This is a genomic window from Enterococcus sp. (genome assembly GCF_032555305.1).
In the GTDB taxonomy this organism is placed as follows: Bacteria; Bacillota; Bacilli; order Lactobacillales; family Enterococcaceae; genus Enterococcus_A.
Genome location: NZ_JAWGOQ010000013.1, coordinates 11,575 through 32,458, shown reverse-complemented (window position 1 = coordinate 32,458; position 20,884 = coordinate 11,575). Strand labels below are relative to the sequence as shown.

The 20,884-nt window shown below is 41.0% G+C and carries 18 protein-coding genes; 15 read left to right on the top strand and 3 right to left on the bottom strand.

Features of this window, described 5'->3' with window-relative positions; all coding sequences use genetic code 11:
* Positions 1-73: 73 nt before the first annotated feature.
* The 13 genes from E6139_RS11035 (at position 74) to E6139_RS10975 (ending at position 15,897) form a co-directional block, all read left to right on the top strand.
* Complete coding sequence (locus tag E6139_RS11035; protein ID WP_316403129.1) at positions 74-1,015, top strand: NAD(P)H-binding protein; 942 nt, start codon at positions 74-76, stop codon at positions 1,013-1,015.
* A gap of 170 nt (positions 1,016-1,185) precedes the next feature.
* Positions 1,186-1,524 (top strand): PadR family transcriptional regulator, encoded by a 339-nt coding sequence (locus E6139_RS11030; protein ID WP_316403128.1) that lies wholly within the window; start codon positions 1,186-1,188, stop codon positions 1,522-1,524.
* Entirely contained in the window at positions 1,514-2,272 is a 759-nt protein-coding gene (locus tag E6139_RS11025) for a permease prefix domain 1-containing protein (protein ID WP_316403127.1), read from the top strand. The genes E6139_RS11030 and E6139_RS11025 overlap by 11 nt, the downstream gene beginning before the upstream one ends.
* A 254-nt stretch (positions 2,273-2,526) precedes the next feature.
* The gene (locus E6139_RS11020) at positions 2,527-4,185 is read left to right on the top strand and encodes a MutS-related protein (protein ID WP_316403126.1); all 1,659 of its coding nucleotides are present in this window, start codon (positions 2,527-2,529) and stop codon (positions 4,183-4,185) included.
* Positions 4,186-4,667: 482 nt separating this feature from the next.
* The gene (locus tag E6139_RS11015) at positions 4,668-8,069 is read left to right on the top strand and encodes a collagen binding domain-containing protein (protein WP_316403125.1); all 3,402 of its coding nucleotides are present in this window, start codon (positions 4,668-4,670) and stop codon (positions 8,067-8,069) included.
* On the top strand, positions 8,066-9,649 hold the full coding sequence (locus tag E6139_RS11010; protein ID WP_316403124.1) for a SpaA isopeptide-forming pilin-related protein: 1,584 nt from the start codon (positions 8,066-8,068) through the stop codon (positions 9,647-9,649). The genes E6139_RS11015 and E6139_RS11010 overlap by 4 nt, the downstream gene beginning before the upstream one ends.
* Before the next feature lie 98 nt (positions 9,650-9,747).
* Positions 9,748-11,460: a SpaH/EbpB family LPXTG-anchored major pilin gene (locus E6139_RS11005; RefSeq protein ID WP_316403123.1), complete on the top strand. Its 1,713-nt coding sequence runs from the start codon at positions 9,748-9,750 to the stop codon at positions 11,458-11,460.
* Between the two features lie 83 nt (positions 11,461-11,543).
* Positions 11,544-12,644 (top strand): class C sortase, encoded by a 1,101-nt coding sequence (locus tag E6139_RS11000; RefSeq protein ID WP_316403122.1) that lies wholly within the window; start codon positions 11,544-11,546, stop codon positions 12,642-12,644.
* A gap of 69 nt (positions 12,645-12,713) precedes the next feature.
* Entirely contained in the window at positions 12,714-13,142 is a 429-nt protein-coding gene (locus tag E6139_RS10995) for a LytTR family DNA-binding domain-containing protein (protein WP_316403121.1), read from the top strand.
* 2 nt (positions 13,143-13,144) lie between these two features.
* Complete coding sequence (locus E6139_RS10990) at positions 13,145-13,564, top strand: hypothetical protein (RefSeq protein WP_316403120.1); 420 nt, start codon at positions 13,145-13,147, stop codon at positions 13,562-13,564.
* Between the two features lie 31 nt (positions 13,565-13,595).
* On the top strand, positions 13,596-14,306 hold the full coding sequence (locus E6139_RS10985; protein ID WP_316403119.1) for a helix-turn-helix domain-containing protein: 711 nt from the start codon (positions 13,596-13,598) through the stop codon (positions 14,304-14,306).
* A 126-nt stretch (positions 14,307-14,432) separates the two neighbouring features.
* Positions 14,433-15,167, top strand: a complete 735-nt coding sequence (locus tag E6139_RS10980; RefSeq protein WP_316403118.1) for an ABC transporter ATP-binding protein — start codon at positions 14,433-14,435, stop codon at positions 15,165-15,167.
* Positions 15,154-15,897: an ABC transporter permease gene (locus E6139_RS10975; protein WP_316403117.1), complete on the top strand. Its 744-nt coding sequence runs from the start codon at positions 15,154-15,156 to the stop codon at positions 15,895-15,897. Before E6139_RS10980 ends, E6139_RS10975 begins: the two co-directional genes overlap by 14 nt.
* A gap of 129 nt (positions 15,898-16,026) precedes the next feature.
* Here the strand turns inward: E6139_RS10975 and E6139_RS10970 are convergent, their stop codons facing one another.
* Both E6139_RS10970 and E6139_RS10965 read right to left on the bottom strand, forming a co-directional pair.
* A complete protein-coding gene (locus tag E6139_RS10970) occupies positions 16,027-16,575 on the bottom strand; it encodes a chromate transporter (protein ID WP_316403116.1) in 549 nt (182 codons plus the stop codon).
* 2 nt (positions 16,576-16,577) lie between these two features.
* Complete coding sequence (locus E6139_RS10965; protein ID WP_316403115.1) at positions 16,578-17,138, bottom strand: chromate transporter; 561 nt, start codon at positions 17,136-17,138, stop codon at positions 16,578-16,580.
* Positions 17,139-17,254: 116 nt separating this feature from the next.
* On the opposite strand from E6139_RS10965, the gene E6139_RS10960 reads away from it, so the two are divergent.
* Complete coding sequence (locus E6139_RS10960) at positions 17,255-18,121, top strand: LysR family transcriptional regulator (RefSeq protein ID WP_316403114.1); 867 nt, start codon at positions 17,255-17,257, stop codon at positions 18,119-18,121.
* Between the two features lie 83 nt (positions 18,122-18,204).
* Positions 18,205-18,906 (top strand): DUF975 family protein, encoded by a 702-nt coding sequence (locus E6139_RS10955; RefSeq protein ID WP_316403113.1) that lies wholly within the window; start codon positions 18,205-18,207, stop codon positions 18,904-18,906.
* A 39-nt stretch (positions 18,907-18,945) separates the two neighbouring features.
* Here E6139_RS10955 and E6139_RS10950 read toward each other — a convergent pair whose 3' ends face one another.
* Entirely contained in the window at positions 18,946-20,412 is a 1,467-nt protein-coding gene (locus tag E6139_RS10950; protein ID WP_316403112.1) for a helix-turn-helix domain-containing protein, read from the bottom strand.
* Positions 20,413-20,884: the final 472 nt, after the last annotated feature.

The window sequence follows — 20,884 nt, the reverse complement described above, 5'->3', positions numbered from 1 at the left end:
TTAAATAGATGTATTGGCATTTGATCAGTAAATCACATAAGCTTAACTTATCAAAGATGAGGAGGCTTATTCAATGAATAAATTGATTTTGACAGGCGTAGATGGCAACCTAGGCGGACAGGCAGCCGAGTATCTATTGGAAATGGCAGAAAAGAACCGTTTGGTTTTTTGCGGATATGATCCAGCTTCTTTAGAGCGATTTTCATCACAGGGAGTAGAGACACGTGAAACGAATTTTAATCATCTGGAAGGATTAACTGAAAAATTTGCTGGGGGAGAAACCTTAGCACTTATTTCAATGCCTTTTGTGGGTGCAAAACGGCAAGCCGCTCATAAAAATGTGGTTGACGCAGCGAAAGCAGCGGGAGTGAAAAAGATTATTTATACTTCGCTGGTCAATGCGGCTGACCCTGAAAATCCTAGTATTGAAAAAATAGATCATGCATTTACGGAAAAGTATATCCAAGAAAGCGGACTTGATTATATCTTCTTGCGCAACTCCCAATATGCTGAAGCAATGGTTACAAATTACTTCACCTATGTAAAAGGCGATGGTGTGTTGACTAACAGTCAAGGTGAAGGGAAGATGGCGTATATTTCTAGAAAGGATTGTGCCAAAGCTGTCGCGTATGCCTTAATCAATGAAGCATTGCATCATCAAATTTTGAATATCAATGGAAAAGATTTGATGACAATCAGTGATTTTATTGCTGTGGGGAATGACGTTACTGGCAATAAAGTTAGTTATAAAGAAATCTCAGATGAAGAAAATTATGCGGTATTCGATGCGATGGGGGTTCCACGCACGACTGAAGGAACGTTCAAGGAAGATTCCGAAGCGCCATTCTCTTCTGAAGGGATGGTCACTTTTGCTCAAGCGATTCGTGAAAATAAGATGGCGGAGCATACCGATGATTTTGAAAAACTGACTGGCGATACACCTATCACCGTTCGCTATATGTTTGAGCATGCCGCTGAGTTCCAAGTTGGTGAACGCCATTCGAAAGATGTTTAATTTATAAGGTAAAACAGGCCACAGATTTTAAAATCTGTGGTCTATTTTTTGGCACGGATTTCGGCGAACAACGTAATAAAAGTATAAATTTAAGAAAGAGTAAGAGTCCTTTGACATATGTAGATCATCGACATATAATATAGGTAGATAATCTACATATGGAGGTGGAAATGATGATCGACAAAGGTTTGGTTTCTGGCAGTACGACGATGTTGATTTTAAGTTTGCTCTCTGAAAGGGATATGTATGGGTATGAAATGATCGAGCTTTTAGCCCTGCGTTCTCAAAATGTTTTCGAGTTGAAGACCGGCACCTTGTATCCACTCCTGCACCAATTAGTAAAGACGAAATATCTTAAAAGCTATGAGAATGAAGTGAATGGCAAAAAGCGCAAATATTATCAATTGACCAAAACAGGGAAACTCTACTTAGAAGCCAAAATCAAAGAATGGGATACATACTCCAGCACCGTTTCAGATATTTTAGGTGGTGTGAGTTATGGACACTAATGAATATTTACGAACGCTTGCGAAATGTATCAAAGTGACCAGTGCTCGCAAAGAAATCATTCGCGAATACGAGGAGCATATTGAAGATCATAAAGCAGCTTTGGTCAGCCGAGGTTTCAGTGAAGAAGAAGCCGCAGAGGAAGCGTTGAACCAGCTAGGCGATCCAATTAGTATTGGGACTAAATTGAATCAAGTCCATCGCACAGGGATCGAGTGGGGAATGACGATTTATTATCTTGTGTGGGCAGTGGGGTTGAATTTGGTTCCTTTCCTGTGGGGCGGCAGCCTAATCACGAACTCTGCACCCGTATTTATTCTTTACGGTATTGCCGGAATCCTTGCGTTAGCTGGATTTTTTATCTGCTTTCTTGAAAAATATACGGATGCTTCGCTGTTTTATGCGTGGGCCGATAATTGGGACGGCGGCGGTCTTGTGAATAGCGGACTGATCCTCGCCATCGCGATCGTGCCAGCAGTTGGAACTATCCAATTGAAAATTTTTTTGATCATTTTACTCGGTGTGCTGATGACTATCGAACGGTATTCGATCGCTGTGTTGAGAGATCGCAAGGAACAAAAATTACTTTGGGAGATCGGCGTAGCCGCCACGGATATTTCTTACAAAGGTCAGGGAATCGTTGATGGCAAGAGGATTCGGATAAAGTGCAAGGAAGCTGCGATCAAGAAGGGTTCGCCGTTTGTGATCATTGGTTTAGAGGGCTTTAAGCCAGTTGCGATGGCGATATAACTGATAAGCTGAGACCAGTCAGAAAATGATTGGTCTTTTTGCGAGTTTCACTTTTCGCAGTATCTACCGCAGTCTAATTTTACTAGAAATTTAAGTGATCCAAGGTGCTGAGCGCTTTAGTGAAATCGTATGCGAAACGAGAAATGAATACCATACCTCTGAGCTAGCTGCGTGAGCAAAATTCTGTTGAGGACGGATTTTGATTACACGGTTTGAATGGTAAGATATTCTAAAAGGAATGCGAGGGTAAGTTATTGGGAGTTATCGGGTATTACGGAATTGCTTTAGGGATTGTTGGGATTTTCTTTCTATTTTATTTTTACTTCTTGTATCGCCGGAATCTAAAAATCAAAGCGAGAATCAAGGAGGAATACGGCAAGCAGCCTGAATGGAAGTTGGATGAACGGGACTATGCCAGTATGAAAAAGTATTATCAGCACAAGAAAACAGACGAGTCGGCGATTGATGATATCACCTTTAATGATCTGAATATGGATCAGATCTTCAAACAGATAAAAAATACACAGTCCAGCATTGGTGATGAATATAGCTATTATTTCTTCAGAAAACAGAAAAATCCAGATTTGGCTCATTTTGAAGAAGCTGTTCAGTGCATGAGTGAGAGTGCTGAGGCACGTGAACGGCTGCAATTTGCTTTTTATCGCATTGGACGGAAGACGAATAATCAATTGGTTGATTTATTATTAGAGCCCAGCAAGTTTCCAAAAATCTCGATGCTGCCGATTGTTTTAGTAACAGTGATCGGGGTCGGGAGTTTGATTTGGCTGGCGATCGATATTGATTATGGTGTCTTGGCCGTTTGTTTGAGCTTTTGCTTGGGATTGATTTTGTTTTCGATTGTTTTGCGGAAAATCTATCAAGCCTTTGAAGCGATGGGGATGTTTACCAGAATGGTTCGGGCTGCTAAGGTGATGGTGAAGCTCGATTTGCCTGCTTTTAAAGCAGAAACGGAACAATTGCGTAAGAATCTAAAGGTCTTCAAAAATATCACGGGATTAGCGGATTATCTTGTTCAAGTTTCTGGCTCATCCAATAGCCTGATGATGATCATTACTTCGTACTTTTCTTTGTATGGCTATGCGTATTATGCGATGGTCCGAATGTTTCAGAAATATCGCAAGGAGGCATTGAAATTATATGAGACGATTGGGTATGTCGAATTGTGTATTTCTCTAGCTTCCTATCGGGAAAGCTTGCCTTATTATTGTCAGCCGTATTTCAGCGATACAAATGAGGTGACTTTTGAGGAAATCATCCACCCGCTATTGAGAGAGCCCGTTCCTAATTCCCGCAGTATTGGAAATAAGATATTGATCACAGGTTCAAATGCCAGCGGAAAATCAACGTTTGCTCGAACGTTAGCGATAAATACGATCTTCGGACAGCTCTTCAATACGTGTCTGGCGAAAAGTTACACTTTTAAACCTTGTCACGTTTATAGTTCGATGAATTTGAAGGATGACATTGTTACTGGAGACAGTTTTTATATGGCGGAAATAAAATCATTGAAGCGTTTGATAAAGATCGCAGAATCCAATGACTACGCCATGATCTTCATGGATGAAATGTTTAAAGGAACCAACATGATCGAACGAATCGCTGCCGCTTCGATCATTCTGAAAAAGTTCGCCGAGCTGAATTGCTTTATTTGCTTAGCGACTCATGATGTGGAGCTGAGTCAGATTTTAGGTACCCGCTATGAAAATTATCATTTCCGAGAAGTGATCACAGCGGATGATATTTTGTTCGATTATACCTTGCGAGAGGGTGTGACGACTGGTAGCAATGCGATCAAACTGTTGGCCTATTGTCATTATGACCAGGAAATCGTTGAACAGGCTGAAGCCTATGCGGACAGCTATCGAGAATCAGGAGAATGGGAAAAGCTCTAATCACGAAGTCGTATCCAAGTGGAAGGATACGGCTTCTTTTTTGCGCATAAAAATATATTTATTTCCTATTATCTTGTTTATATATATTTGAGAAAACTGGGGACTTCTTTAATTGTATTAAAGTAATTAAAAATTAATCCATCTAAAAATATTTTTAGAGTTTTGAATAATATTTTTAGATTATTATCTTAATTTTCGCACGAAAGAATGAGTTTTATGACTTAATTTTAACCTCTTGTTCTAATTAAACGCATCTTATTCCGGAAATATTGTCTTATAAAAATAGTATGAATATAATAAAAATGATTTTAAAATGATTTTCTGTATTTATTTTATAAGCCCATAAGTTTAAGTAATCATAATAATGAATGAACATAATTATTTACTTAAATTTTGCTTGGGAAATAAGTACATCAAAAGATGGAGTGGAGGGGATCAATGGAAAAAGGGGTTAGAAAAGTCATAAGGGAAAGGAGGGTATCATGAACAAATACAAAAGCCATTGGTGGGCGATACTTTCAATCCTGCTGATCGTCTTATCTAGTTTTCCGCTTCAAACGATCGCTGAGAACCTGCAGCCGTCAGAAGAACCTTTTGTAAAGAATCTACAGCTGACGGATCTTGAAGGGAAAGGTCTTTCGCAAGAAGTAGAGCTAGATACTTCAATTGTTGCGCAATTTGATCTGGTCATTGGGGAAAACGAAGAGGGCACTTACGGACTTCCAGCAGAAATCACGACAAATGATCAGAAGCTTTATCAACACGAAGATGTCACTGTCTTAATTGAAGATAATCAACTAAAGATCACTAATGAAAGCAACCAACAGGCTTCGGTTGAAGGAGTGAGTTTTGACTTTAAGTTAGCTGATCAGGTACGTTCGCAGTCGCAGGTAACATTGAATTTCTTTAACGCGTACGAATTTTATCTGGCTCTGAAGCAAGAGCAGCCAACCAAAGAAACAACGAGTAAGAAAAGTACCACCAAAAAGAAGACGAGTGAAAGCAGTCAGACAATAAAACCCTTAGGTGGGGGCATCACACCACTTTCTGGAAGTGACAAAACAACTTTAATTACTGATATGTTGTTAAACAATATTTATATCAAGAGAAACAGTAGTGAAAACATTTACATCGTGAAGGACACGGTAGTACAAAGTCCACAACCGACAATCAAGGTCGGTGATGGTGTCTACTTTGATTATACGTTTACAGTTGACTCCAGTGTGAATTTGAAAAAGGATGATTTCATTTTTATTGAACTACCGGAAGAATATTTCAATTTTTCTACAGTCAGCAACAGCGTTCCATTTTATGAGAGCGGTGGCGATAAAATTGGTGAAATAACGTTAGAAACGACAGGTACAAAAAAACGTTTAAAAATTACTTTTAATGAGGTCGTCGAAACGGGCTGGAATGGATTGGACGACTGCTATGCAACTGCTTTTGGGACCGCGAGTAAGGAAGACAGCAGTGGTTCAATTGGTGACAATCAAAGTGGAAGTTATCCGATTGTGATTGATCCAAAGCCATCTGAATCTATCTCTGATACACCGATCGGTGATCAAAAAACGATCACCAAAAACGGTTCTGCCACAAACAATAGTAATGAAGTTTATTGGAATATGCCGCTTATGATGGATAACTACAAAAAGGCACTTGAAGGTGATACACCTACTTTGTACCAAAAAGTTGTCTTGAAAGATCAGCTCGATTCATCCCTCACCTTGTCCAGCTATAGTATCTATATGAACATTTATGCTGTGAATGATAATGGCGAAATGACGAAGGATCCAATTGGACAAGTGCAAATGGTGGGACAAGACAATGCACCAACTACGATGCCTCTGAAACTACTGACACAAGGTGCTGAATCTGATAGTGAGTTTGAAGCGTTGATTGAAAGTAATAATTATCCCTGTTACGGCGTGACTTCTGGGAACAAATTAATTATGAACTTCAAAGATTTACCGAATCTGACTAATGATAAAAGTAATGGGTTGCTTCTATTCGGTAATGGAACGAAAGATGCCAAAGAACGGATTTGGGATATTATCCAAGCAGCTGTGGATAGCGGAAAAATGAGTGCGTCACGTGGGGATAAAACCAAAGAAGCCTACGAGAAATATTTTAGTCATGATAGCGGGCAGACCTACGATAACTATCCTTTCAATATTGTTGCTCGAATTTACGCTAAAACCACTCTAGGTGAAGGATCAATCATCGAGAACAAAGCAACAGTCTACTGGGAAACTAATTCTACTGGTGAAGAGAGTGATGCAAGCAAAGTCACTGTCAGTAACTGGGGTGGTGGTGCAACCCGTGTGCCGCCGACCACGTTCCGTTTGAAGAAGATGGATAAGGACACTCAAGTTATCCTAAAAAATGTCGAATTTGAGTTAAGAAAAGAAACTACCCCTGGTTCAAATACCTATGTCGCGATTACAGGTGGAAAGAAGAAAACAGATAGCAACGGTGTCTTGCTTTACGAGAATTTGACAGATGGAAATTATTGTTTGGTCGAGCTGAACAATCCTAATCCAGGATACACGGATAAGTTGGAGATCGTTCCACCAGATGGAAAAAATGAGTCTGGTAAATATTATTTTACGATCGATAAAAGCGCCGCAGAAGGCGTTGCGGTAAGTGCCTACAATGTGCTGGCAAAAGGGAAAATTACCTTAGTCAAAAAAGATGCGGATACTGGCGAAAAACTGAATGGCGCCAAGTTCACTCTGCGCAAGAAAGATGGCAGTGAGCTGGTTACACCGCAGGTTTTATTGGAAACGGGTAAAAATTATAAGTATCAATACAACGATACAAGTAAAGCTTATGAATTGGTAGAAGATGGCGGATCAACTGGTATAAAAGGAGAAATCACTGTCTCAGGGTTGCCAATTGATGAGTATTATTTCCAAGAGGAAGCAGCACCAGACGGTTATACGTATGACGACAATGGCAAGTCTGATTCAGCTGAAATCACCGCTGATGGTGACGAGGTCAGTGTAACGAGAGAGAATCGACAAAAAGCCGGCAAGCTGAAACTGACGAAAAAGAATCCGGATAACGAACTGTTAAATGGTGCTGAATTTGAATTGTATTTAGTCAATCCAGATACTTCGGAAACCAAAATGGGGACGAAATTTGTTACTGGTAAGGACTATGAGTACAAATACAATACGACCAGCAAAAAATATGAATTTATTGAAAGTACTGGGACGAAAGGCGAGATCAACATCACCGGGTTGCCTTTAGGGAAGTACTACCTGTTGGAAACCAAAGCACCAGATGGGTACAAAATTGTCGGTGACGGCAAGACCGCTGTCAGCGAGATTACTGATGAGGGTGTAACGATTACCTATGATATAACCAATGATCGTGCAGAAGGCGGCGTAACGCTGGAGAAGAAAGATGCCACGAATGATAAGAACTTGAAGGGCGCGAAATTTAAAGTAGCTACTGGTAGTGCAGGTACGACTTTCTTTGCTCCGGAAGAATTGGAAGTTGGCGATGGAACAAATGATAAAGGAACCTACAAGGCGGTCAAAACGGGCTCGACTTGGAATTTCCAATTAGAAAATGTCGTGACACCAGCAGGGGAATTAGTGATTACTGGCATGCCGGAAGGAACCTTCTATTTTGTAGAAACCCAAGCACCGACTGGCTATGTACAGCTTTCTAAACCCGTAACATTCACGATCACCGGCGGGCAATTAGCTTCAGCAAATATCGTAACGGTTGAAAATCATCCGAAGGGCACAATGCCTGAAACTGGCGGCAATGGTCATTCATTGATTATTGGAATGGCAGTCGTTTCCTTGATGATCGTGCTCCTCTATTTTGCGAATGAACAATTCAAGCAAAAAAAGGCAGGTGATGGACGATGAAAATGAAGCATATTTTTTCTCTGTTGATGGTCTGCCTGGTTGGTCTTTTCTGGACTCAATCAACGAACGCAGCCGAATCACAGGTCCATCTCCATAAACGATTATTTGTAAATCAAGAAGCACCTAGCCAAATCAATCAAAGCGGCGAGCTGGGGAATGCGGATCTGTTGAAGGATTCATATGGCGTCAACGGTTCGACCTTTGCCATCTTTGAAGTTAGTGATTACCTCAACAGCTTAAATACTCCTTTGGATCAAGCCAAAGAATTTATCGCTGACGAGGTCAACGTCCTACGCAACGAGTTGGAAGTGTTAGCAACACCGAATCATGCAGAACTTGCAACTATCCAGTCTCGTTATCAAGGAATCAAATTCCTTCAAACCAAAGAAACAGCAAAGGGCAGCTTTACTGATAGCAGCGGAAATAATGTAACTGAAGATGGGTTGCTTTCCGTTTCGTTGGAAACAGGCAACAAGCAAATCTATCTGATCGTCGAATTAGACAGTGGCGATAGTTTACCCGTCGATCATGACGGATTATCCAGCTATTTAGTTTTAGACAGCGAATTATTCGCATCAGGTGCAACACATGTCTATACCAAAAACAGAGCGTATATTCGTGAACCTTATTTTGTCAAAATGGCGAAAGAAGATGACGGATCGACGAAACCGTTAGCTGGCGCAAGCTTTGTTTTATCGAAGAATGAGAAGGGTGAAAAGTTCTATTTAAGGACCACCGCCGGCTCAGTCAGCGACTGGCTTTCTGAAAAAGATGTCACCGACTCGCCTTTAAAAGATGAGCGTGTGAAAAAAATGGTTTCTGATCAAGACGGAATCGTCCGCCCCGATCTGGGACTGAAAAGCGGCACGTATCAGTTTGAAGAAGTCGCAACAGTTGATGGATACGAAATATCAGACCAAGCACGCAAAATTTCGGTGGAGATTCCACAAGATCAGCGGCAACTGATCTTAATCAATGGAATCGAAGTCGGCGCTTTATCGCAAAAGGATAAGCTGCCAGTTGTTTACAACAATCGCGTAATTGGAAAGAAAAAATTCCAGAAAGTCGATGAGAAATCCGGCGATGCGTTAAAAGATGCAAGCTTTGTCGTTGCGAATAAGGACACGCTTTATCTAACGAAGAAAAAAGAATGGGTCACAGCCGAGTATGGCAATGAACACACGGATGAGCTATTGATTTTGACCTCAAACGAGCAAGGGTTCTTTGAGCTAGACGGAATGGAATATGGCAACTATTCCTTGTTAGAGGTCAAAGCACCAGATGGCTACTTTTTACCAGAAAATCACTTTATTGATTTTGAGATTAATGAAGCCAGCGGCGAAACCAAAGAACCGCTGAAGATCGTTAATAAGAAGGGTGAAAATAAGGAATTACCGCCAACTGGCAGTCCGAACGACGGTACACCAGGGACATTCGAGCGATTAACGTATCGGTTGCCTGACCGACGATTGCCGCAAACCGGGATGACTCAATCGATTTATTTATTAGTTATTGGTTTTATCTGTGTTCTCACAGTGATTATTTTAAGAAAAATGAAAAAGGATGCCAGTTCCACTTGATGCTTTAACACCTTAGAGGAATGGTATACGGCTTGAACATCAAACTGATTTTTCTGAAAGAAAAATAAATACATTAAAATGAAAAAGGAGTATTAGGCATGAAAATTAAGAGAAAGATTTGGGGATTATTGGGCGTTATTATCTTCATGGCAAGCAGCTTTACTGGATTATTAGGCAGCGGGCTGGTAGCTGAAGCGGCACCAACGGATGTAGATGTAAATATTTATAAGGGTGCTTATGATACCAAACCAACGGATATTCAAAATACCGGGGAAAAAGACGAAGACTGGCATACGAATAATGGCGGACGTCCATTAAAAGATGTTGGTTTCACGGTTTATGATGCAACAGAAAAATTCTACACACTAGCAGCGGCAGATCCATCTAAGTCAGTTAATGATTTGCGTGATGAGATTGCAGCGGCTGGAGAAGCTGGACTATCTGTAGCAGCTGCCGAGCAAATCACGGATGCGACAGGTCATACTAAATTTACATTGCCAGATAAAGTAAACGTAAATTCTGTAGAAAAAGATGCTGTGTATCTATTCGTTGAAACGTCTCGTCCAAGCAACGTTTCTAATGCAAATAAAGCAGACAACATGGTAGTGATTTTCCCAGTCTACAAGATGAATGCAGATGGAACACCTACCAATGACAAGCTTTCTGAAATTTTCTTATATCCAAAAAACGTTCAAACAGATGATATTGATGTAGAAAAAGAAAAAGAAATCAAAGATGATTTCACTGTTGGCGAACCAATCGAATTTAAAATCACGTTTGATGTACCAGTAGGCATCGATGGATTAGCAAATAACGATCCATTGAATCCAGTTTATCGTTATACGCAGTTCTTCTTACGTGATGAGTCACAACCAAACTTGCACTATTTAGATAATCAAGGACTTTATGTAGTAGAAGCAGATGGAGTTACTTTAACAGCAATCAGTGATGTGGACTTCTCAGTAGTCGCAGATCCAAGTGGAACACCGATCAAAACAGGTTATGACAATATCTTCCACGTATTCTTTAATGATAAAGATAGTTTGGCAAATCAAACACCGGATGTTACAAAACTTGGTGCTTACGCTGGGAAAAAATTAGTCTTCAAATACCGCATGTATTTAGATGAAAATACAGTTCCAGATACATGGATCGATAACCAAGCAACGTTACAATATGAAAATAATCCAACGAATGGGTTACAAACCTTACCTTGGACAGGCGATAACGTAATTACTTACGGACGTCAATTCAAAAAAGTTGACCAAGACAATGGATCATCTTTAGATGGCGCAGAATTTATCGTTAAACGTAAAAACAATGGCGTGACTGAGTACATGATCGCTAAAGCAACACCAACTAGCCCTTCTCGTTGGTCAACAACTAAGACAGACGCTTTAGTTTTGACTTCTGCAGGCGGCGGGTTATTCACTGTTTCAGGTCTTGAAGGAACAGTGAGTCACGATGCAAGTGGAACAGCTTTACCTTTAGAAACAGTACCAGGAAGCTCTTCAATCGGTGACCCGTCACACCCAGCAACAGTGGGCGAAGAATTAGTTCAATATTGGTTAGAAGAAACAAAAGCACCAAATAATAATTATGTAGCATTAACAGCAGATATTCCATTTACAGTTGACTATGGTACTTACACATCAACAATCGTAGTCCAAACTGAAGTAGAGAACAAACGTAAAGGTACTTTGCCAGGTACTGGCGGCAACGGCATCTATGCGATTATCGCAGTTGGTGTGGTAGCAGTCCTAGCGGTTGGCGCATACTTCTTACGCAACAAAGAAACAGCTGAAGATTAAGACAAACAAATGATCAATCATAGGCCGGGATATCAATCACTTGTGATTTGAATCTCGGCCTTTGTATTAAAGGGAGTGGCTCAATGAAAAAATGGCAAAGAAAGATCGTCATCGATGTCCTCATGATGCTGATTTTGATATTTGGGATTGGGGCCATTGCCTATCCTTTTGTGGGAAATACAGTCATGTCGTATCTTGATCAGCGGATTATTGAGGACGCGCAGGAAAAAGCCAATCGCGAGGATCAAAAAAATATGGCAGCTTCGCAAAAAATGATGCTAGAAGAAAATGCCAAGCTGGCGTTAGAAGGTATCAATGCTGGCGGAGATCCTTTTTCCGGCAAAGAGGATGAAAAGGATTTTTCGAAAAATCCTGATTATTTATCGGATCATACGATTGGCACTATCTCGATCCCTAAGATCGATGTCAGCTTGCCAATTTTCGATCGGACCAGTGATTTTTTTCTTGAACGAGGATCTTCCTTATTAGAGGGAACCTCTTATCCGATCGGCGGAAAAAATACCCACGCGGTAATCTCTGCCCATCGCGGGTTGTCAAAGGCGAAATTTTTTAGCGATTTGCCCGAGTTAAAAAAGAAGGACCTCTTTTACATCGAGATAGGCGGGAATACTTTTGCGTACAAGGTGAAAAAAATTCAAGTGGTCAAACCGGAAGAAACCGAGCAGCTGCGAATTGAGCCCGATAAAGATTTAGTAACGCTGCTTACCTGTACGCCCTATATGGTCAATTCCCATCGCTTATTAGTGACAGGTGAACGAACGAAGCTGCCGGCTAAAGCCAAACAAGAATTAGCCGCTCTCAAGCAAAAACAAAAGTGGCTATTATTCTTGGTGATCGCCTTGGGCATCCTTGCTCTCTTGGGTATCCTGTATCTATTTTGGCGGCGAATCAAAAAGCAGATCATCGCACACCATTGCTATACTATTTCAATTGTTAATACTGAAAATGACAATTATAAACTGTGTTATAAAAAAAGTAATAAGCCTGTGTTTGAGGCAGGTGAACCTGTTGTATTACAGCCGGATTCTGAAGAATTGATGAAAAAGGTTGATGTAAGAGGAGGGAAATACGTGTTGATCGGGAAAAAACAACAGTATTTCCTTTGGATAGATAAAATCAATCAAACAGACTTTTCATATAAAATAAATAACAAAAGGAATTAAAACAATTATATTTGTTTTTTATGTATAATATTCTGGTAAGGTTGGGAGGTTTTTTCTATCAAAATTAAAGTGGATATCATTGACGAAGGAGAGGAAGAACTCGTCCTAAAGGTAAAATCATTAGATGATGATTTACTGCGCTTGATCAATTCTCTGCAGGTAAAAAATGCTTTTTTGTGGGTAACTAAAGATGAACATCTGCAAAAGATAAAATTGAAGGACGTTTATTACTTTGAAGCAGTGGAGAAAAAAGTTTTTTTATACACGAAAGATGAAGTCTTTGAGATCAAAGAAAAACTCTACCAATTAGAAGAAAAATATAAAGACACACAATATATACGCGTCTCTAAGTCGGTCATTCTGAATATTGAAAAAATTGAATTAATCAGTCCAACCTTCAACGGACGTTTGATCGTAAAGTTGAAGAATGATGAAAAAATTTCTATCTCTAGAAATTATGTTCGAAACTTAAAAAATCAATTAGGGATGGAGGAGTGAGTATGAATAAATGGGTTGTTGTCCGTGATTTAACGATTATTTTTTCATTCATATTTACCTTGAGTATCGTTTTTGCTCTCTTTACGGGCGCAAATTTAACGAACGAAAATGTTTTTTCCATCCTGATTTTTTCTTTGATCGCCGGGGTTGGCTGCGGCATCTTTTACATCGATCCGCTGGTAGATTTTCTTGGAATTCTTTGGATTCAAGTAGCTTATCTTTTCATTCTTTTTTCAGCATTCATCGGCTGCAGTCAGTTTTTTGTCTGGAATGTTCCGGCAAAAACCATGGTTTTTGCCTTTGTAGTAATACTTGCTGGTTTCTTTATCGGAAAGGGCATTCTATTTAGTGTCAGCACCAAAATGACCGAACAAATGAACAAACAACTTAAGAAAAAATTTCAGCGACGAGATGATGAGTAAATCAAACGATCGATAAAGAGAGGTGAAGAAAATGGGATCTGTATTGCTTTTAACAAAAAATATTTTAGTGGAGCAGAAACTCCAAGCGAAGCTGCAGCGATTGAATTATGAAGTCTTTTGTTGCTCAAACATGTTCTATTTAATGACTCAGCAGGCTAAAAGGCTGCCGATGATTAATTATTTCGACTATATCATTCTCAGTGAAACTATCTCAGAAAACGAGCTGCAGCAGCTTTTGACGCTGCTGCCGGAATCAAAGATTATTTTGCGGAAGCTGGAGAGAGAGCCAGAGAAGCAGTTAGAAGGAATTCATGGCTGGATCAGCGAGGAGGCGACTGTTGAAGAACTACGGGAAAATCTTTGTCAGTGGGAAAAATGTCCAACCTCACAGGAAGTCATTTTATCATTGGTGGGAAGTCGGATCAGTGACGGGAATGAAACTACTCCGACTGGTTCGTTGTCCTTATCAAAATTAGAACGGCGTGCGTTAGAGCAGCTTTATCAAGCGAATGGCAAAGTTATCTCACGAGAAGAATTATGCGAGTGTCTGTGGAAGGACGGCGCAACGAAATCACGTTTAGCGCAGCTTTCGATTCTAATCAAGAAATTGCGCATCGCCTTCAAAAAAGACGGCGTGGCGGGAGAAACGGTTCAAACTTCTTGGGGTGAAGGTTATCTCTTAACTAGTACCGCATTGGAATATTATGAACAGGAGCGGGAACAAGAAGCGCTGTTGTCTTAAAACGTCAAATAATAGTATATGTTCAAAAGTTGTTCATCGACTTTTGGGCATTTTTTATTTTCGCAAGGAGGGTCAAGAAACGTATTTGGTACAACGGTATGATGAATATAAGAAGGGGGTCATCATATGGAAGTACCATTGATTGTAGAGGGTCTTAGTAAAAGCTACAAGGGCGTGACGGCAGTCCATGATTTGGACATTCGTGTGGAAAAAGGAGGGGTGTTTAGCTTGCTTGGACATAACGGCGCGGGGAAAACAACCACAATCGAATGCATACTGGATGTCAGAAAACCGGATACTGGAAAGATTCGATTATTGGGGATGGACCCGGCGGAAGAGCGGAAGCAGGTATTTGAACGAGTAGGAGTTCAATTTCAGCAGACTGGGTATCATAGTAAGATTCGCGTATCGGAGATTTGCGAAGTGACAGCGGCGCTTTATGAGAAGCCAGCTGATTGGCGGGACCTGTTGAAACTGTTTGGCCTCGCCGGAATGGAGAAGCGGATAGTAGCTGAGCTGTCTGGCGGCGAGCGGCAAAAGCTGTCTGTTTTGCTGGCGCTTATTCCAGATCCGGATTTCGTCTTTCTGGACGAACTGACGACTGGGCTTGATTCGAAGGCTCGGCGGGATGTATGGAAAATATTGACTGAGCTGAAACGTCGCGGACTCACCATTTTTTTAACTTCACACTACATGGATGAGGTGCAGGCGCTCTGTGATCGAATCTGTATTTTGAAGCAAGGAGAGATTACTGCTTTGGATACAGTACAAAGTATCATCGATCAAAGCCCCTGTAGTACGTTGGAAGAAGCTTATTTATGGCACACAGGAGAGGAGCTGGAAGAAGTTGAAAGTCTTTAGGACTATTTTTAAATCGGAGTTCAAGCTTTGTATCAGGGATATGAATATTCCCGTATTCGGGATCGCGTTTCCAATTATTGTAGCGGTCGTGATAGGACTGGTGATGAGAAGCGGCACAGTTTATGGCGGATCTGTTTATAGCGGGATTGCTGAATCCTTTGGGGCGTTTTCGGCTATTTCCATCTGTGCTACGGGCCTAATGGGGATGCCGTTGCAGTTGTCTGACTATCGCGCTAAAAAAGTTTTGAAACGGTATATGGTCACGCCGATTAGTCCAATCATGCTATTGTTGGTGCAATTTGTCATTAATTTTGTGATGTCGCTGATTTCTTTGGCTTCATTATTTGTGATTTGCAAGTTGCTGTGGGGCTATCGTATGCCGGGCAATGTGGGATTGTTCCTACTGTGCTTTCTGTTTGTCACGCTGGCGATATACAGCTTAGGCATGTTGCTGGCCAGTATCGCACCAGACGCAAAGCGAGCAGACCTGCTATGTACGCTGGTGTATTTTCCGATGCTGTTCTTTTCCGGAGCTACGATTCCTTACGAGATCATGCCCAAGACGGCGCAGTCAGTGATGGACTTTCTGCCTCTCACACAAGGAATCAAGTTGATGAAGGCTGCTTCCTTGAATAGCCCGCTTGATTCGGTGTGGATTCCCATTCTAGTATTAGGGGTCGTGACTGTGACAGGAGTGATCTTCAGCTTACGATTCTTCCGTTGGGAGTAGCTGCAAAGTATTTCAAGTATAAATAGAAATGCAATCCGGTTTAGAAGAATCGAACCGGATTGCATTTTTTATTTGTGCTAGCTGTCTGATCGCTAGAGTTATTTATTAAGAGATTTTTATCTGGCGCTTTTAATAGATAAAGAACCCTACGACACCGGCTAAACACATCAAAAGGATCGGATTTGGTTTGAATTTACGCAGGATTACTAGAGAGACAACGAATAAAATAGCGGCCTTCCAGTCAAACTGCGAGAGAATACTGCTGGAGAATTCCGAGGTCTCGAAAAAGGTCAGCAGCAGGATCGTAAAGCCAGCCGACATGATCAGACCAACCGAAGAAGCTTTCAAGCTTTCCAGAGCAGTGGAGACGTAAAGTGATTCATTATGCTTTTGGAAAAACTGATATAGACTAATGGAAATAACGGCGCCGCCTAAAATACAACCAACAGTCGCGACAATTGCGCCAGTGACTCCATTGATCTGCATCCCCACAAAGGTGGAGGTGTTCACGGCGATTGGACCGGGAGTCATCTGGGAAATGGTGATAATATCGCTAAAGACGCGTTCGCTTAACCAACCTTGTTGATGAACAACCTGTTCCTGAATCACCGGAATGATGGCATAGCCGCCGCCAATACTGAACAAGCCGATTTTTAGAAATGTCCAAAATAATTGCATCATCATGCCTCCCTTGTTTGTTGGAAATACGTATGGAGCAGGCAGATTCCAACACTGAATAATAAAATGTAAATGACATTAAGATTGAAAAAGGCATTTCCGATAAATGCGATGGGAACCAAGGCACTCAACAATTTAGAGTTTTCTTGGCGGATCAGCTGATACATATCGATTACGATATCGATAATCAGCGCTGCCACACATGCCTGCATTCCTTTTAAGACGGCCATGACGGCTTGATTCGCCGCAAAAGCCGCATACCAATTTGAGATCAAGCCGATGATCACTAACGGCGGGATGACCGCACAGATCGCACTGATGAAGACCCCGAGTGTCCCAGCGACCTTCTTCCCGGCTAATACACTTAGATTGATGGCGATGGCACCGGGTGAGGATTGGGCAACAGCGGCCATTTGGATGAGCTCGTCGTTGGTAAACAGGCCCTTTTTCTCGACAAAATATTTTCGGATCATGGGAACGACCACGTAGCCGCCGCCAAAGGTGAAGGTACTAATGAATAGATTAATCCCGGCTAACCATGAGTAAAATCTGATTTTCGACATGTAAACAACCTTTCTTCTCTTACTACTATCTTTCTAGTATAAGGCTTGGTTTGCCATGTGTGAAATGATAATATTAATAGGTAGATATGAATTCAATTCATCATAAAGGAGCTAGTATGAACTTCAAACAGTGCGTCATTTTTCGTGAGATCGCGAAGACGAATAATTTTACTAAAGCAGCAAATCATTTATTTTTGACCCAATCAGCCGTTTCTCATGCAATTAAGGATCTGGAGGAGGAAGCAGGTACGCAGCTTTTCGAGCGTCTGCATCGCAGCGTCAAGCTGACACCGGCTGGCGAATTATTTTTGCGGGAGATACAGCCGATATTGGAAGAATTTGAGGCTGTCGAAGCGCATTTGCCGAATTTGGACAAACAACCGCCGTTAAAAATCGCTTCCTGCATTACTTACGCACAGACCGAGTTGCCGCAGCTGCTGCAAACATTCAATGCGGAATACCCAGAGGCGCATTTCAATGTGCAGGTTTTTCCTGCTTCAGAATCAATTGCGCGTTTAGAAGCAGGGGAAGTGGATTTGGCTTTTATTGAAGGCCATATCCTGCAGCCTTCTTTCGATGCAAAAAAAATTGCAGATTATCGCTTATGTGTAATTGCTGGGCCGGCATTTACTCAAGCAAAATTAAGCTTCGCGGAGCTTTTGCAGCAGCCGCTATTGCTGCGGGAAAGAGGGAGTGCTGTGCGGGAAACTTTTGAATCAGCGGCGGTACTTCAAGGATTTAAGCTTTTTCCAATCTGGGAAAGTGTGGATTCCCAGACACTCATTTCAGCAGTCAAAGCTGGTTTTGGACTGTCTGTTCTGCCTTATCGCTTAGTGAAGGGCGAGATCGCACTGGGAAAACTGAAAGAAATCAAGGTAGCAGACTGGAAGCTGACGAATGATATTTCTGCCCTGGTTCGTAAAAGCCGATACCAATCTCGTCTACTTGCTAGTTTTTGGCAAATGCTGAATCAAATAGAGTAGGCTTCTTTCATTTTGTTTCAGCAAAAAGCTTTCTAAGTCCGCTCTGATATACTAAAATGAGGGGAAAGAGAGGGGGATTTTTTATGAAAACGACTGCTGAGCTAAAAGCAGAAGCGAAAGCCGCATTGAGAGGCAAATGGGGACAAGCAGTAATATTAAATTTGATTCCGACATTATTGGGATTGGCTGTGACCTTTTTCATCGTAGTATCAGGTATCATTTGGTTTTTTATTAATGGGTCAGGAGACAATATCGTTTCTTCTGTTACCGAGTATCAGCAAAATAATACTGGCGGCGGGGGAACCAGCCTTGTCTCGTCAATTATTAGCGCATTGTTTATGAGCGGAATTTCTTGGACGTACTTGGATCTATTAAGAGGAGAACGTGCAGGGATCGAACCGTTTAAAGACGCGTTTCGCGGGTTCCAAGGTGTATTTATCGGCGGCGTAGTCCTACTAGCGATCCTTACAAATATCTTTACTTCTTTATGGATGATCTTGTTCGTTATTCCAGGGATCGTAAAATCCTATGCGTATTCGCAAAGCTTTTTCATCTATTACGATCACATCCAGCAAACGGGTGAGAAACCAAAAGTACTGGATACGATCACGGCGAGTCGCCGATTGATGGATGGACATAAAGGCCGATTGTTCTGGCTGGATGTGACCTTTATCGGCTGGTATTTCGTGACAGCCCTGACTTTAGGAATCGCCTATTTATGGTTGGCACCGTATATGTCTGCTACAAAAGCAGCGTTTTATGAAGACCTGCAAAAAAATAGCTAAAAAAAATCGTTTGACTCGAAATCGAGCCAGACGATTTTTTTATGCAAATCTTTTTTCATTTTGGATCGCCAACAGCTGCGGCAGCAGGTCGGATGTATAATCAGCATTCAAAACATTGATCAAATAATAATCGCTGTTTTGGGATGGTAGTAATTCCTTGAACGTCGTAATAAATAGGTCGATCGGTTCGTCTGGCTGTGGTTGGAAAACAATTTCGATGAAATTTAAATTATTTAGAAATTTGACGACATGCTGTAAGTAAAGATAGTTAGGTATGGAGACTAATCCGACACGGATTTTTTCATCATTGGCGATAAAAAGCGGTAAGAGACTTAGGCATAGCGTTTTTGAAAGCGAGTCATTTACTCTTGCCAGCCACTCCAGTTTCCTGCGGCGGCTTAGTTTTTTGATCGCTTTTTTGATTGCTGGATAGAGCCTGCCGTATAGCTCGGATTGTACAAACTGTTCCTTATTGCCTGTTTCAAAAAGCAGCGGGATTTTTTTCTTTTGAATCGAATAGCCCAGGAAGGTTCGGGCAATGTTGTTCAACAATATTTTTTCTTCTTGTTCGCCTAATACATTTTGCAGCAGCTCCCCAGAGCAATAGCGATAAAAGCTGTCGATCGCCAAACACAAAGGATCCCGCTCCTCAACATTTCGATTGTAGTAAATCATTAACGGGTTGACCAAGTGAGGTTCTTTTTTCACACAGTAAGGATAGTAGTAAATCAGATAGTTAAAAAACTCGATATTTCTTTTGACCTGGACCGAAGAATCTAAAATCTTAGAAAGGTAGATTTCAAGCATTTGGGTCGATTGAGAAAATAAGAGATCGTCAAAAGGAGCTTCGTTTAAGTATTTTTTTTGTTCATTGCGCAGGCGGCAGACACAAAGCATCAAACGAAGTAATTTCGGATGGATATGTAAAGAGAAGACGGACATCAAATCTCTGATCAGATTGTCTTCGGCTGTAAAATCAAATTTGCACTTCGCCAGATCTTCACCAAATGATGCAGACCAAAGCGTCTTGATATAGAACAGGCGAATCACTGCTTCATGCCCAGTGAGCTCCATTTTTGAAAAGTTCAGCTGGATCCCGCATTCGGTTAAATAATCGATTAAAGGGTGCATTCTACGTAAAATCGTGGACTCGCTGACATAAGTTTCTTTGCTGAAATCCGCTAGACTTTTTTCAGGTTGAAAGAGAGAATTCACGATAAAACGATACGGAACGGAGTGTTTGACCTGTGAGATCAAAAATCGATTGGAACGACCGGGATCACTCTTCCAATAAATCTTCGAAGTTTCAATAAACAGAGGCGCTTCATTTAGTTCAAGGAGTGATTCGTTAAGTTCTCGCAGCATCTGTAAAAAGGACTGGTAGTTGCACTCAAATTTATGACTAAGTGTGTGGACAGAGTATTCTCCTTCTGGATAGCCTTCCATCAGCTTGAAAAAATGGATCTTTTTCTGCTGCTGATTGGTTAAGAACAGTTCTCTAAACATAACTTCCACGCCTTTCTATTATTATTCCGTTATTTTGAAGCGATAATTATTTAAAACAGACTAAATGTTGCTTATAAATTAATTTTAGCATAGCCTTATTGACCTAATTCTTGATGGAAATAGCTTATTGACATTAAAAATTCGTCAATTAATACTAATTGTTGACCGATTTGTGAATTAGTCTTCAAGTCGAAAGTGATTTTCCTAAAAAAATTCACTTTTTTTCATCGAATGTTCGTCATTAGGATAGAGACACCAAAATTTTTAAAATCAGTTCAAATTATGGGCTCTGATTTTTTCAAAAAAAAAACAGCCATTGATTAAGTAAAAAGGCGTTAACAGCAATACTTTATCCTGCTATCGGAAAAAGTGGGTGACTTTTGATTTCAGAAAAAACGACTATCGGTTTTTATTCTGATTTACTTAATGAGACGTCGATACGAACAAAGCGGGTTGTCAAAATGATAGTGAA